Genomic DNA, 15,250 nt, shown 5'->3' with positions numbered 1-15,250 from the left:
AATTTCGTTTCGGTTTCAGTGCGTTATGTCAATTTCAATCGGTTTACGCGCACTAAAGACGCAGTTTATGCATCGTTGCAACGCTGTTGCAACAAGGGAATTACCCAAACGAAAAAATTGACGAAGCAGGCCATCGCGCTGCGGAAAGAGCTTGATTTCAATCGGTTTTCCGACTTTGATACGCGCGTTTTTGCATGCAAACGAAAAAGCCGCGCCGGGTTGTTCCGGTGCGGCTTGTTCGATTTCCTCGATGGGCTTTGGCGTCTTATTGAGTGACCAGTACCTTTTCCGACGAAGCTTCCGAGCCGATCGCCGTGAACGCTTTCAGCAGGTCGCTCATGCTTTCCGCCTGGAAATAATAGCCGGCACCGCTCGCGCAGCTGAGAAGAAGGTTCTTGCCGGCGGTCGGGGCCATGAAGGCGACCGAGTAGATCTTGATGCCCTTGTCCTTCGCCTTCGTGCAATAAGTCAAGGTGGTGGCATCCGATGAGGAGGCGTTGTTTTCACCATCGGTCATCAGAACGATGTACTTGGTCAAGTTCGTGTTTCCTACACTCAGATGAACCTGCGTTTCCGATTTGGAGTCTGTTGTCGTCAGGCCTTCGTACGCTGACTTCATTGGAGCGCCAGATTCAGTGCCGCCACCTGCAGCCAAGACGTTAATCACGTCGCTGCGAGTTCGCAGAGTGCCCCAGGCAAAGGTGCTCGAGACTTGGATCTTGCTACTCCAGCCGATTGCGTTCGTGCGCGAATACTTTGAGGTCGGATCGGCTTTGTCGAGCTGGTCGAGTAGCAAGTTGGCGGCTGTCTTTAGCGCGTCGATCTTCTTGACATAGCACGGTTTATAGGTGCCGAGAGATCTGCCGCTCGTGTTGAAGTGCTCGCATTTGTTGTCGTTCAGCTTGGTCGTAGTGTCCGCCAACATTGAACCCGATTCGTCAAGGGCGAGTGTCATAGAGAGAGCACTCTTGACCTCGCTCGTGCCGCTACTTGTTGAACTGGAACTAGCTATGTTCACAGTTTTCTTACCAAACACGTTCATCAACGGAGTCAAACTCATCGCGTAGGCAGCATTGACTTTGACCTTATAGCTCTTGCTTGTGGCCGTAGTCGTTGTGGTGACGGAGGCCGTTGTTGAGTTCCTCAGCGAGGTTGCATCGGTACTGCTCAGATAGTTGACCATCTGGCCAACGACGAAATCCTTCGCCAGCGCTTCTGCTGCCGTACCGTCGGTGACCGTTCCTTTTACTAGCGCAGCGGCCGCCGCGAGAGCCGCGGCATCGGACGCCTCCTGAAGCTGTCGCTGTTGGAGTACCATGTTGGAAAAGTCGATCGCGACGCCGGCCGTGCCGATGAGGACCGGAACAAGGATCGCGCTCATGATCCCGAAATTGCCATGCCGATCCTTCTGCAGCCGAGACAGGCTCGACTTCAGCGCTTGAAAGGTGCTCATCATGTTCACCTGAATAAATTGCCCCAATAATGCCTATTTCATGCCCGGCAAAAGTTGAGCTCAGCTTTATCGGATTGTTAAGATTCTAGCGGAATGTCGCTTTTGCGCGCAGCCTCGATGAAAAATTCTCTTTTTTGAGGAGTTTTTTGACTCCTGCATCTACAGGATGTTCATCCCAGGGGGATGACGTCCACCGCCTGGACGGCGCGTTGGCCGCCGTAACTCTTTAGTACGCCGATCACGGGTGCGACGTCGGCGTAGTCGCGGCCATAGGCGACGACGATGTGGTCGGTGCCGGCCGGGATGTTGTTCGTCGGGTCGAGTTCGACCCAACCGATCGTTTCGCCGCACCAGACCCTGACCCAGGCGTGCATGGCGTCGGCGCCCTCCAGCCGTTCCTTACCGGGTGGCGGGATGGTGCGCAGGAAGCCGGAGACATAGCCTGCCGGAATCCCGAGGCTGCGCAGCGCCAGGATCATGACATGGGCGAAGTCCTGGCACACGCCGCTCTTCAGCTGCAAGGCCTCAAGCGGCGTTGTGTCGACGGTCGTCGCTTCGGCATCGTACGTGAAATCCCGATGGATTTTCTCGCAAAGCGCAGTGGCAATCTGCAGGACGGTTGATGACGGTTCGGCGCAGACCTTCGCATAGTCTGAAACGGCTCGCGTTTCCAGCAGGCGGGGACTGTTGCCGAGGAAGTGATGCGGGGCATCGGGCTTCAGCGACCAGACACCAGCGACCTCATCCGGCAGCTTCGCGAGCACTGGCGAAAAATCCGCCGCGATCGAATGGCTCTCCACCTGTACGCGGGCCTGCATAAGGATATCAAGCTTTTCGTGCGGCGCGCGCAGCATGAAAGAGGTCGCAGGGTGCTCGAAGAAATCGACGAAATGCGCCTGTTCGTCCGGCGTTGGCAAAACCTTGATGGAGCCGGCGATCAGCCGCTGGCGATCTGGTAGCGACAATGGCATCAGCCGCATAATGTGGCGGGCGCCTGAAGCCGGCGTATCGTAAATGTACCCCATGTGCAGGGTGAGATCGTAGAGCACCTGAGTCATCCGAGATATGTTTGGGCAAGAAGGTCGGACAGCTGTTCCAACTCACGTTCGAGACGGCGATAGACGTCGACGCTCATCGTCTCCGGCGTCATCACCGCAAGGCCTGCGTGGAGTCTCATTGCTTCGCGGTAGAAAGGTGACATCTGGCCGTTGACGAGCGCGTTCGGCAGCTGCTCCACCTCGCGATGGATTTCGTTCATCTGGAAGAGGATCGAGCGCGGATTGAGCGGGTCGAGCGCCAGAAGATCGGTGACCGTCAGGCGGGCAGTGTTGACGTTATAGCGACGGCGATGGGTCATGACGCTGTCGCCGATCTCGAGCAGCATGTCGAGCGCGCCGTCGGGCGCGTCCGGTCCCGACATGTGGCCGAGCAGCCGCGTCATGTGCAGGCCACGTTCGATATGGCGACCAAGCGACAGGAACCGCCAGCCCATGAAGCGATACATGTTTTCGTGCACGAGACCTGCAAAGCCCGCGAGCTTGCGCAGCAGGATCGTCATCGCATGGCTTGCATCGTCGCCCGGTGAGACCGTCGTGCGGAAACGCCGTGCAGTCTTGGCGAGATCGGTAAGAGCCAGCCAGCCGTCGGGTGAAAAGCGGTCACGGATGTTGCTTGCGGAATAGACGGCGCTGTCGATGTTGCGCAGCAGCGTGTCCGGCACCGCGTCCCCGGTGTCGATGTCGACGGCCGCCAGATAGGCCGTCACGTCAGCCAGCAGCGGCTGGTTCGGATCGGCCGCCTCGGCAAAGCGGGCGTGCCAGGCACGCAGGATGCGCAGGGCCCCCTCGGCGCGTTCGATGTAGCGGCCAAGCCAAAAGAGGTTGTCGGCAGCCCGGCTCGGCAGGCTGCCCGGCATGTTGCGGGTGAAACTGCCTTCGGCCGGCAGCAGCGTGTGGCGTTCCACCGGCTTGTCGCTGACGATCCAGACGTCGGCGGCGGAACCGCCCGATTGCATGGCGATGGCGGAAACGTCATCACTGCCGCCGATGCGGGCGAAGCCGCCCGGCATGATCTGCCAGCCGTTAGCTGTGCGGGCGGCGAAGACCCGCAGCGACATCGGGCGAGGCGTGAGTTTGCCGTCGATCCAGGCCGGGGTCGTCGAAAGCGTCACGACCTCCTGTCCGACGAGCTTTGCGCCGTCGGAGTTCAACCAGCCGCCAATCGAATCCTTGGCGGTGGCGCGCAGGCTCGAGCCGAGCACGGACTCGCCGCTGTCGTCGAAGAAGGGGGCGCGCGAATAGGCCGGGCCGATGACCATCTTCTCGATGTTCTCCGCCACATGCTCGCGCTCGCCCTTCTGGCCGCACCACCAGGTCGCAATCGAGGGGAGTTTCAGTTCTACGCCGAACAGGCGACGACAGATGGTCGGCATGAAGGCCAGCAGCGCGCGTGTTTCGATAATGCCGCTACCGAGGGCGTTGACGATCGTCACGCTTTCCGCGCGCAACGCCTCGACGAGGCCGGGCGTGCCGATATGCGAATTCTGGTTCAGCTCCAGCGGGTCCGCATAGGCGGAATCGAGACGGCGCCATAGCACGGTGATCGGCTTCAGGCCGGAAACGGTGCGGACCATGACCTTGCCGTTGACGACGGTCAAATCTTCGCCTTCAAGCAGCATGAAGCCGAGATAGCGGGCGATATAGGCGTGCTCGTAATAGGTCTCGTTGGCGGGGCCAGGCGTCAGGACGGCGATGCGGTCATCGCCGCTGTGCTTCATGCCCTGCAGCGCATCGCGAAACGCTCCGAAGAAGGACGCGAGGCGATGAACCGGCGTCTCTGCATAAATGTCGGAGAAGGCGCGGGTCGTCGCGACGCGGTTTTCAAGCGCAAAGCCAGCTCCTGACGGAGCCTGGGTGCGGTCGGCAAGCACCCACCAGTTGCCATCGGGGCCGCGGCCGATCTCGAAGGCGCAGAAATGCAGGTAGTGCCCGCCCGCGGGAGTGACGCCAACGAGCGGACGCTGGTACTCGGGATTGGCCGCGATCAGCGCCGGTGGCAGGACGCCGTCCTCGACCAGTCGGTTTTCGCCGTAGATGTCGGCAACGATCGCCTCCAGCAGGTCGGCGCGCTGCTCGAGGCCGGCCGACAGCGTCTCCCATTCTCGCGCATCGATCAGGACGGGCACATGCGAGAGCGGCCAGGAGCGCTCGGCGCTGCCGGTGCTGCCATAGGCCCGGTAAAACACGCCGGCATCGCGGAGATAGCGATCGGCTCGAGCGAAGCGCTCGGTCAGATCCTTCTCGGGCATGCCGCTCAGATGTGCGAAGAAACGCTGCCAGACCGGACGGATAGCACCATTGGTGTCGACCATTTCGTCGGCGACTCCAGGCAGCGGAGCATAGTCGAGCACTGCCTCGTTTCCGGTGAGGATACGTGGCTCTTCCCTCACTCCTGCCGTCGGTTTTTTGCCCATTTCGCCCTAACGTCTAAATTCCCACCGGTCGCCGAAGATCCAGGGTCAGCGGGAATTCCGATGAAGCCGTCTCCGCACGCGGAATGAATGCACCTGCCGTGTGCCCCCACGGCTCGAATCGCGCCAGGCGCCTTGCTTCCGCTTCGTTACCATTGACCGGGAAGGTGTCATAGTTGCGCCCGCCCGGATGGGCAACATGATAGATGCAGCCGCCGATCGAACGCTTTGACCATGTATCATATATGTCGAAGGTCAGCGGCGTGTTGACCGGCAAAACCGGGTGCAAACCCGACGCGGGCTGCCAGGCCTTGAAGCGCACGCCGGCAACCGAGACGCCTGCGGTGCCGGTCGGAGTCAACGGCATAGTGCGGCCGTTGCAGGTGACAGTGTATCGGGAGGCATTGCTGGTCTCCAGCCGCACCTGCAAGCGCTCGACGGAGCTGTCGACATAGCGCACGGTGCCACCGATCGCTCCTTCTTCGCCCATGACGTGCCATGGTTCCAGCGCCTGTCGCAGCTCCAGCTTCGATCCTTCGTATTCGACCTCGCCGCAGAAGGGGAAGCGGAATTCAAGCTGTGCCTTGAACCAGTCGGGGCTTATGTCGAAGCCGTTCCGCTTGAGGTCCCCGAGCACATCGAGGAAATCGGCCCAGACAAAATGGGGCAGCATGAAGCGGTCGTGCAGCGAGGTGCCCCAGCGCACGAACTTGCCGTCGGCGGGGTTCTGCCAGAAACGGGCGATCAATGCGCGGACCATCAATTGTTGGGCGAGCGACATGCGCGCATTCGGCGGCATTTCGAAACCGCGGAATTCGACGAGCCCGAGCCGGCCAGTCGGGCCGTCGGGTGAGAACAGCTTGTCGATGCAGATTTCGGCGCGGTGGGTATTGCCGGTGACGTCGATCAGCAGGTTGCGGAACAGACGATCGGTAAGCCACGGCAGTGGTGCGACGCCACGGCCGGGCGCCGGGATCTGGGCCAGCGCGATTTCCAGTTCATAAAGGCTGTCGTGGCGGGCTTCGTCGATGCGCGGCGCCTGGCTGGTTGGACCGATGAACAGACCGGAAAATAGATAGGAGAGCGAGGGATGACGCTGCCAATGCAGCACCAGACTCTTCAGCAGATCGGGCCGGCGCAGAAACGGGCTGTTGATCGGATTGCTGCCGCCGACGACAACGTGGTTGCCGCCGCCCGTGCCGGTGTGACGACCGTCGATCATGAACTTGTCGGTGCCGAGCCGGCTCTGGCGGGCTTCCTCGTAGATCGCCGTGGTGATGTCGACGCAGTCCTTCCAGTTCGATGCCGGATGGATGTTGACCTCGATGACGCCGGGATCGGGCGCGACGCGGATGACGTTGACGCGCTCGTCCTGCGGCGGCGCGTAACCTTCGATATGGACCGCAAGGTTGAGGGCCGCGGCGGCGCGTTCCGTCGAGGCAATCAGGTCGAGATAATCCTCGATGCTGACAGTAGGAGGCATGAAGACGCAGAGACGACCCTCGCGGGCCTCAACCGAGAGCGCCGTCCTGATATGGCCATCGATCTCCCCCGCCGATTGCGGTACGGTCGGCTGTTGGCCGCTATAGGGCTGGAAATGGGCGGCCTGCTGCGGCCGCCCCTTGTCCTGCCGGTAATCTGGAAGCTCACTGCGCGGAACCGTCGGATCCATCGGGTTGATGTAGGGATATTGCGCGGGCGAGATCCAGGTTAACGAATTGAGGGGCAGGCGGTAGCCAACCGGGCTGTCGCCGGGCACGAGGAAGATGCGGCCGCGTCGCGTCGACCACTTCTCGCTCGTCCAGCGGCGGCCGTTGGCGCGGGAATTCCACGCCTGCACCGGAAGGACATAGCCAGTCGGCCTGTTTAGGCCGCGTTCGAAGACGCGGGCCATGCGCATCCGCTCCTCCGGATCCTTCAGCTTGGAATTGGAGGGGTCCACGTTCTCGGGCAGGTTTGCTTCCTTCACCAGCCACTCGGCAGGATCTTCGTAGGCCGGGGCGACGTAGTCAGGCGGGATCTCGAGCTCGCCGGCAATCGCTGTCAGCAGGCGTCCTGCTTCCTCATCGGTCACCTGATAGTCGCGGCCCTCGGTTGCCACGAGGCCGTCGTTCGACCAGATCGGCCGGCCGTCCTTGCGCCAGTAGAGCGAGAAGGTCCAGCGTGGCAGGCTTTCGCCGGGATACCATTTTCCCTGACCGTAATGCAGGAAGCCGTTGGGCGCGAAGCGTTCCCGCAGACGACGGATCAGCGTATCGGCCCTTTCGCGTTTCGTCGGGCCGACGGCTGCGGTGTTCCATTCGTCGGACTGGAAATCGTCAATGGAGACGAAGGTCGGCTCGCCACCCATGGTCAGGCGCACGTCCTCGGCCTCGAGGATGCGATCAACCTTTTCGCCGAGCGCGTTCAACTCGTCCCAGCTCTCATCGGAGAAGGGCTTGGTGATGCGCGGATGTTCGGCGACGCGAGTGACCGTCATGTCGAAGGCGAAATCGGTATTCGCCTCGCCAAAGTAACCACCGGAGATCGGTGCGGCATTGCTGAAGTGCGGCGTTGCGGCCAGTGGAATATGGCTTTCGCCGGTCAGAAGGCCGGAGGTAGGATCAAGGCCTACCCAGCCGGCACCTGGCAGATAGACTTCGGCCCAGGCGTGCAGGTCGGTGAAGTCGACCTCGGTTCCCGAGGGGCCTTCGAGTGCCTTGAGGTCGGGTGTCAGCTGGATCAGGTAACCGGAGACGAAGCGGGCGGCGAGGCCGAGATGCCGAAGGATCTGCACCAAGAGCCAGCTCGTGTCACGGCAGGAGCCCTTGGCGTTTTCCAGCGTTTCTTCCGGCGACTGGACGCCAGCCTCCATGCGGATGACGTAGCCGATCTGGTGCTGCAGGCGCGTGTTAAGGTTGACCACCATATCCACGGTTGGCTGGCCCGGCGAGTGGTCGAGCGTTTCGAGAAAGGCTTTGAGGCGAGGGCCGGGCGTCTCTGGCGTCATGTAGATCGACAGGTCTTCGCGAAGCGTCTCGGGATAGTCGAACGGCCATTTGATCGCTTCCTCCTCGACGAAGAAATCGAAGGGATTGTAGACCGTCATGTCGGCAACGAGATCGACCTCGATCTTGAACTCCGTGACCGGGTCCGGGAAGACGTAGCGTGCCAGATAGTTGCCGTAGGGGTCCTGCTGCAGGTTCACGAAGTGGTTGGACGGGGTGACCTTCAAGGAATGACTGATCACCCGCGTCTTCGAGTGCGACGCAGGCTTGAGACGGATGATCTGCGGTCCGAGGCGGACCGGCTTGTCGTATTTATAGTGCGTCAGATGATGGATGCTGGCTTTGATCGACATGTATGGCCTTGTCCGCTGCCGTATCGTTGACGGCATTGCTGTTCCCGGGCGGCAGTGTGTGCAATGCAGCGAAAGAATGCAAGGCGGTAAGGCCAAGCCGGCTAAGCCTCTAGGAAGCCTTTGCAAAGGTCACCGAGGCTTTGAGGCCTCTTCCGTCCATGCCGGGCTCTAGCGCGAGCGCCGCATTAAAGAGGGAAGCGATCTCTTCAACGATCGGCAGGCCGAGCCCCGCCCCTTGAGCGCCCGAATCACTGCCGCGCGCGAAGCGCTGCCGCACGGCTGCCAGCTTCTCCGCCGGAATTCCCGGACCATTGTCCTCAACTTCGAGGCAGACGGTCTCATCCGCTTCGGCTATCCGCACGGTCACCTCCGCTCCGTTGCCAGCGTAGGCGATGGCGTTTCCCGCGAGGTTGCGCAACAGCTCGCCGATCAGCAGCGGCTCGGCGCGTACAATGGCGGGGCGGTGGCCTTCGAAGCCGAGATCAATGCCCGCCTCGGCGGCGGCCGGGATGAGCTCCCCGGTAATTTCCTGGGCGATGGCCGTCAGGTCGATCAAAGAGGCGGTCATTGCCTCCTTCGCCGTTGCCGCATCGATTTTCGCCATCAGCAGCAATTGCGCGAGAATTCGCTCGGCGTGTGCAACGGCCTGGTCGCCCTTCAGGGCAGAACCCTGTGCTTCAGCGAGCGTTTTGGCGCGGCCCGAGAGGGCAAGCTGCGTGCGGATGATGGCAAGCGGTGTGCGCAGTTGGTGGCTGGCGTTGCCGGTGAAGTTACGAAGCGCGTCGAGAGCCGATTGCAGACGCACCATGAAGCCGTTGACCGTGTCGACCAGCGGCTGGACCTCGCTCGGCACCGACTGTTCGATCGGATGGAGGTCGTCGGGACTGCGCTCGCCGATCGCGTCGCGAAGTTTGTAGAGCGGGCGCAGCGCGACGGTGACCGAAATCCAGACGATAATGGCAGCGCCCGCAATCATGAAGGAAAGGCGGAGTGCCGAGCGAAATAGGATGGCGCGAGCCAAGTGGCGGCGGGCAATCGTGGTTTCCGCGACGGTCACGGCAAAGGGTACGGAGCGGATGCCCGTCGAGGCAGACCGTTTGAGCGTCGCCACCCGGATCGGCTCACCGCGAAAAGTATCGTCGGCAAATGCTGCAGTATCGCCGACCGTTTCGGCAAGCACGGGCAGCGCCTGGTAGCCGGTGATGAATTTCCCCGGCGGCCCATCGACGCGATAGAAAACGCGGTCCTGCGCGGCGGAGGTCAGCATCTCCAGCGCTACGTAGGGGATGTCGACCTCGAGTGTGCCGTCTTCCGCAACGACGACGCGTTCAGCGATGGCGAGCGCAGACCCGGCCAGCACACGGTCCGATACAATGTTCGAGGTCTGCACGGCCTCGCGGTAGGTGTCGACGAGCGCGACCGTGCCGATGATTGCGGTCGAGATCAGCAGCCAGAATAGGAGCCTTCGTCTGAGCGAATAGGCTGTCGTCATGAGGGCTCGGGCAGCTTGTCGAGATAGTAGCCGATGCCGCGGGCGGTCTTCACCGTGAGGCCGTAAGGTGAGAGGCGCTTCCTGAGGCGGCTGACATACTGCTCGATGGCATTGGCCGAAATGTCGTCGTCGAATGCCGTCAGCGACTGGATAATCGCTTCCTTGGCGACCACCTTGCCGGCGCGCATGAAGAGGATTTCCAGCAGGCCAAGTTCGCGGGCGGGGATATCGAGGGGCGTCGAGCCGGCAAAAAAGGCACGCGAGTTGAGATCGAGCGAGATGCCGCCGAAGCTTACAGCCGCCGAATGCAGACCGGCCTGCCGGCGCAGCAGAACGCGAACGCGAGCCTCGAATTCCGAGATATCGAAGGGCTTGATGAGGTAATCGTCGGCGCCGAGATCAAGGCCCCTGACCCGCTCTTCCGGTGCGCCGCGTGCTGTCAGGATGAGAACGGCCGACCGGTTTTGCCGGGCGCGCATGGCGCGCAGCACCTCGAGGCCATCCATCTCGGGCAGGTTCAGGTCGAGCACGACAAGATCAAAGTTCTCGGCTGCCGTCACGGCATTGGCAGAGGCGCCGTCATGCACGACGTCGACGGCATGGCCGGTGCCGCGCAGGATGGCCGAAAGCCCGTCGGCCAGCGCGATGTTGTCCTCCACCAGTAGAATGCGCACGGATGTTCCCTTGGTTTTTGAAGAGGATACAGGTGGTCGTGAAGATGTCATAGCGTTTTTCGATTGCGCCGGCGCCAGTGGCCTCGGCAGGAAAGTGCTGGCGCGATCGCTTGCTGGATCGCTGCTGCTGATGCATTGTCGAGCAATGAGGGGTGTTCTTTTCCTGTTGCTGTGTCTCTGTCCCGGTGTGGCGATGGCGGACGAGGTGTCCTATCCCGCGCGTTCCGGCGATGCGGAAGCTCCGACGCTTGTTGTCTATTCATCGCTCGACGCGCCGCTGGCCGAGCCAATGATACGCGGATTTCAGGACGCCAACCCCGATGTGGCGGTCAAGTACGAGGATATGCTGACCGGGGAGATCTATGATCGCATCGTGCGCGAGACCGACGCTGGTAGGCGCACCGCCGATTTCGCCTTCTCCTCGGCCATGGATCTCCAGGTGAAGCTCTCCAACGACGGTTACGCGCAGGTGAGCAACCTACCGATGAGTGCTCGCTGGCCGAAATGGGCCAATTGGCGCAACACCGCCTATGCGCTGACCTTCGAGCCGGCGGTCTTCGTCTATCACAAGCCGAGCTTCGTGAAGGAGCCGCCGCCGAGTTCGCGCGCCGAACTCGTCGATTACCTCAAGCGCAAGGGCGATGCGGTCCATGGCCGGATCGGCACTTATGACATCGAGCGTTCCGGTGTCGGCTTCCTATTTATGGCGCGCGACCAGGAGCAGTTCGGGGATATCTGGTCCGTCATCGGCGCTATGGGCGCAGCCGGAGTCAAGCTCTATTCGACCAGCTCGGCCATTTTGGAGCGCGTGTCGGACGGCCGCTTTGTCCTCGGTTACAACATCCTCGGTTCTTATGCAGCCGACTGGGCTAAGCGCCATCCTGATGTCGGGATCGTTCTGCCAAAGGACTATACCGTCGTGATGTCGCGTATCGGTCTTGTTCCGCAGGCGGCTGGTGAGCCCGCGCTTGGCCGACGCTACCTTTCCTTCTTCATGTCGAAGGAGGGCCAGACAATCATGGCGCGCAAACTGCAGATTCCGGCCGTCAGTCCAGAGGTTGCGGGCGAAAATACGGCCAATACCATGCAGGAGCTTCTCGGTGCGCAACTTCGGCCTGTACCCGTCAGCCCTGGGCTGATGGTCTACTTGGATCAAGTCAAGCGTGCGAGGCTCATCGCGCACTGGAACGAAGTGCTGCGTACACAATAGGGATGGGGATTGAGCTACCGGAATACGCAGGGCCGCTTGGCGTTGGCCAGCAACTCCTGCTTGGTCGCGAATGATCCAAAGAGCGCGAGGAGACGTTTCTCCTCTTCCTTATCCAACCGGTGACGGTGTGCAAATTCGCGCACACTCCACACCTGTCGCAAGCCCTCATTTTCGATTTTCTTGCTATCGATGTGAGAACTCATGGGGCAATCCTCCTCATAGCCTCTAAACGCCGAGATTGCAGACAAGTTCCCGTGGTTGCCGCAGTTTTTCGCTATCGACAATTGCGGCAAAAAAGTGTCGGCGGGGGTGGATGCTGTGCCCGTGTCAGCTAAATGACAGCTTATTGTGGTCCGCTTTGCGGAACTTCAGCTCCGTGGAGGCGGAGAAATGAAGTTTCGGGAGGAGCTTGCCAGCCATATTGGACCTTGAAGTCGGTCTGCGGGCGTCCTTCCCGATTCCATCGAGAACAATGTGCGGTTTTTTAGCCGCACCCACGGAGGACACACTCTTGAAGCATACTCTTCTTGCAACGATTTTCGCGGCCGCGATCGGATTGCCGGTTTACGCCGCCGACTACACGATCATGGCGCCGGCGGCTCCCGGCGGGGGATGGGACCAGACGGCCCGTTCGCTGCAGACCGTCATGCAGAAGGAAGGTATTTCCGGCAATGTTCAGGTTCAGAACGTTCCGGGTGCCGGCGGCACCATCGGTCTCGCCCAGTTTGCCGGCCAAAACAGCGGCAATCCGAACGCACTGATCGTCGGCGGCTACGTCATGGTCGGCGCCATCCTGACGAACCAGTCGCCAGTTACCCTCAAGGACGTCACACCGATCGCCCGGCTCACGGGAGAATACGAGGCGATCGTCGTCCCGGCCTCATCCGACATCAAGACCATGGCCGATCTCGTCGCGAAGCTGAAGCAGGATCCGGGTGCCGTTTCCTGGGGCGGCGGTTCGGCCGGCGGTACCGACCATATCGCAGTCGGCCTGATCGCCAAGGCAGCTGGCGTCGATCCGACGAAGATCAACTATGTCGCCTTCTCCGGCGGCGGCGAAGCACTGGCCGCCATTCTCGGCGGACAGGTGACGGCGGGTATTTCCGGTTACGGCGAGTTCGAATCGCAAGTCAAAGCCGGCCAACTGCGCCTGCTTGCCGTATCCGGCGACCGCCGCATCGAGGGCGTCGATGCGCCGACGCTGAAGGAATCCGGTCTTGACGTCGCCGTGCAGAACTGGCGCATGATAGCTGCCGCTCCAGGGCTTTCGGCCGAACAGACCGCAGCGATCACCGCTGATTTCGACAGGGTCTCGAAATCCGCCAGCTGGCAGGAAATCCTGAAGACCAAAGGTTGGGCCGATACCTACCTCGCCGGCGACGCCTTCAAGGCGCAGCTCGAAAAGGACGTTGCTGCGACGGAAGGCATCCTCAAAGAGATCGGACTTGTTAAATGAGCGAGGGTAACGAACCCCTGGCAATGAAGCGCCGCCCCGACTGGGCGGCGCTGGTCATTGCCCTCTGTCTTTTCGCCGTGGCCGCGGTCATGCTCTGGGACGTTTCTCACATGAAGGCGGTCGCGCAATACGCGCGCATTGGTCCCGCCACCGTTCCGACAGCGGTTGCGCTCGGCCTGATCGCACTTGGGATCTGGACCGCGTTCGAAGCCTGGCATGGCGATTTTCCCGAGCGTGAGCATCAGGAAATCGCACCGGTCATATGGATCGTCGCCGGCCTTGCAGGCCAAATGCTACTCTTGAAGACGGCCGGCTTTTCGATCGCCACCGGTGTTCTCTTCGCACTCACGGCGCGTGGCTTCGGACTGCGCAAGCTTTGGTTATCGCTGCCGGCCGGTATCGCCCTCAGCTTCGTCGTCTGGATCATCTTCTCGCAGCTTTTGCAGCTCTTGTTGCCCGCCGGTCCGCTGGAGAGGCTCTTCTTCTAGGAACGAATGCCCATGAACACTTTCGAACTCCTCCTTCAGGGCGTCCTCGTCGCCATGCAGCCGATGAACCTGCTTTACGCATTGATCGGCGTAACGCTTGGAACGGCCGTCGGCGTTTTGCCGGGCATCGGTCCGGCGCTGACGGTCGCACTCCTACTTCCGGTCACCTACAAGCTCGATCCGGTCGGATCGCTCATCATGTTCGCCGGCATCTATTATGGCGGGATGTATGGTGGTTCGACAACCTCGATCCTTCTCAACACGCCGGGCGAAAGCTCCTCGATCGTTACCGCATTGGAGGGCAACAAGATGGCCCGGGCGGGCAGGGGCGGCCCCGCGCTCGCGACAGCGGCGATCGGGTCGTTCGTGGCGGGTCTCATCGCCACGCTCGGCCTGGCCTTCATCGCCCCTTATATCGTCAAACTCGCCCTCGTCTTTGGCCCCCGCGAGTATTTTGCGCTGATGATCCTTGCCTTCGTCACGGTTTCCTCTGCTTTCGGGGACTCGGCGCTACGGGGGCTCACGTCGCTCTTCATCGGCTTTGCGCTTGCAATGATCGGTATCGACCTGCAGACCGGCCAGGCGCGTCTTTCCTTCGGCGTTCCGGATCTGCTCGACGGTGTCGAGGTCACGACGCTGGCGGTTGCGATGTTTGCGATCGGCGAGACGCTCTATATTGCCGCTCAGGGCAATCGGGGCGAGGAGACCGTCGAGGCGGTCAAGGGTTCGTTGTGGATGACGGCGCAAGACTGGGCACGTTCCTGGAAAGCGTGGCTGCGCGGCACCCTTATCGGCTTTCCGATCGGTGCAATGCCGGCCGGCGGCGCAGAGATCGGAACGTTCCTCTCCTATGCCACTGAGAAACGGCTAAGCAAGAATCCCGAGGAATTCGGCCATGGCGCGATTGAGGGCGTGGCCGGTCCAGAGGCCGCGAACAATGCATCGGCTGCCGGTACGCTCGTTCCGCTCCTGACGCTCGGCTTGCCGACGTCGGCAACAGCGGCGATCATGCTCGCCGGCTTCCAGCAATACGGCCTGCAGCCCGGTCCGCTGTTGTTTGCAAACAACCCGCAGATCGTCTGGGGCCTGATTGCCAGCCTGTTGATCGCCAATGCAATGCTCTTGGTGCTCAACCTGCCGCTGATCGGTCTCTGGGTGCGTCTGCTGACGATCCCGAAGCCATGGCTCTATGCCGGAATCCTACTGTTCGCTACGCTGGGCACGATCGGCGCCAATCCCTCGGTGTTCGAACTCGGCATGCTGCTTGCCTTCGGTGTCCTCGGCTACATCATGCGGCTGTTCGGCTATCCGATCGCGCCCGCGGTCGTCGGCCTCATCCTTGGTCCGCTCGCCGAGCAACAGCTGCGCCGCGCCCTTGCGATCAGCCAGGGCGATGTGACGACGCTGGTGATGTCGCCGATCGCAGCCGGCCTGCTGATCGTTGCTGCCGCCGCCTTCATCATCCCGCTGATCCTGCGCCTGCGCGGACGCGGCGAGGTTCTGTCGCAGCTTGCGGCAAGCGAGGATTAAAAGAAAAGGCTGCCCGAACCCCTCAATTGCAGCCGGCGATGGAAACATCGCCGGCCCTTTCGTTCAGACCCGCGAGACGCGCCGGTGGCGGAGACGGAACCCGCGTCGCATCAGGCCACATGCTTGCCGGCTGTGCGG

The 15,250-nt window shown here is 61.5% G+C and carries 10 protein-coding genes; 4 read left to right on the top strand and 6 right to left on the bottom strand.

Features of this window, described 5'->3' with window-relative positions; all coding sequences use genetic code 11:
* Nucleotides 1–265 precede the first annotated feature (265 nt).
* The 6 genes from BN77_RS01175 to BN77_RS01150 all read right to left on the bottom strand — a co-directional run bounded on the left by BN77_RS01175 (nucleotide 266) and on the right by BN77_RS01150 (nucleotide 10,428).
* A complete protein-coding gene (locus BN77_RS01175) occupies nucleotides 266–1,453 on the bottom strand; it encodes a vWA domain-containing protein (protein WP_007527611.1) in 1,188 nt (395 codons plus the stop codon).
* A 170-nt stretch (nucleotides 1,454–1,623) separates the two neighbouring features.
* The gene (locus BN77_RS01170) at nucleotides 1,624–2,511 is read right to left on the bottom strand and encodes a transglutaminase family protein (RefSeq protein WP_007527608.1); all 888 of its coding nucleotides are present in this window, start codon (nucleotides 2,509–2,511) and stop codon (nucleotides 1,624–1,626) included.
* Complete coding sequence (locus BN77_RS01165) at nucleotides 2,508–4,925, bottom strand: circularly permuted type 2 ATP-grasp protein (RefSeq protein ID WP_007527606.1); 2,418 nt, start codon at nucleotides 4,923–4,925, stop codon at nucleotides 2,508–2,510. The genes BN77_RS01170 and BN77_RS01165 overlap by 4 nt, the downstream gene beginning before the upstream one ends.
* A gap of 13 nt (nucleotides 4,926–4,938) precedes the next feature.
* The gene (locus BN77_RS01160; RefSeq protein ID WP_007527604.1) at nucleotides 4,939–8,262 is read right to left on the bottom strand and encodes a transglutaminase family protein; all 3,324 of its coding nucleotides are present in this window, start codon (nucleotides 8,260–8,262) and stop codon (nucleotides 4,939–4,941) included.
* A gap of 109 nt (nucleotides 8,263–8,371) precedes the next feature.
* Nucleotides 8,372–9,754: a sensor histidine kinase gene (locus BN77_RS01155; RefSeq protein WP_007527602.1), complete on the bottom strand. Its 1,383-nt coding sequence runs from the start codon at nucleotides 9,752–9,754 to the stop codon at nucleotides 8,372–8,374.
* Nucleotides 9,751–10,428 (bottom strand): response regulator, encoded by a 678-nt coding sequence (locus BN77_RS01150; RefSeq protein WP_007527600.1) that lies wholly within the window; start codon nucleotides 10,426–10,428, stop codon nucleotides 9,751–9,753. Before BN77_RS01150 ends, BN77_RS01155 begins: the two co-directional genes overlap by 4 nt.
* Nucleotides 10,429–10,591: 163 nt before the next feature.
* Between BN77_RS01150 and BN77_RS01145 the strand changes: the two genes are divergently transcribed.
* From BN77_RS01145 to BN77_RS01125, 4 genes are all read left to right on the top strand, one after another.
* Nucleotides 10,592–11,638 carry an ABC transporter substrate-binding protein gene (locus tag BN77_RS01145; RefSeq protein ID WP_208856449.1) on the top strand — a complete coding sequence of 349 codons (1,047 nt, stop codon included), beginning with the start codon at nucleotides 10,592–10,594 and terminating at the stop codon, nucleotides 11,636–11,638.
* Between the two features lie 511 nt (nucleotides 11,639–12,149).
* Nucleotides 12,150–13,094 carry a Bug family tripartite tricarboxylate transporter substrate binding protein gene (locus tag BN77_RS01135; protein WP_007527594.1) on the top strand — a complete coding sequence of 315 codons (945 nt, stop codon included), beginning with the start codon at nucleotides 12,150–12,152 and terminating at the stop codon, nucleotides 13,092–13,094.
* Entirely contained in the window at nucleotides 13,091–13,582 is a 492-nt protein-coding gene (locus BN77_RS01130; protein WP_007527592.1) for a tripartite tricarboxylate transporter TctB family protein, read from the top strand. The genes BN77_RS01135 and BN77_RS01130 overlap by 4 nt, the downstream gene beginning before the upstream one ends.
* A 12-nt stretch (nucleotides 13,583–13,594) precedes the next feature.
* Complete coding sequence (locus BN77_RS01125; protein ID WP_040676592.1) at nucleotides 13,595–15,112, top strand: tripartite tricarboxylate transporter permease; 1,518 nt, start codon at nucleotides 13,595–13,597, stop codon at nucleotides 15,110–15,112.
* The last annotated feature ends 138 nt before the right edge of the window (nucleotides 15,113–15,250 follow it).

Origin of the sequence: Rhizobium mesoamericanum STM3625 (genome assembly GCF_000312665.1) — a bacterium.
Taxonomy (GTDB): Bacteria; Pseudomonadota; Alphaproteobacteria; order Rhizobiales; family Rhizobiaceae; genus Rhizobium; species Rhizobium mesoamericanum.
The sequence above is the reverse complement of the archived record's forward strand: the minus strand, read 5'-3'. Positions and strand labels throughout refer to the sequence as shown.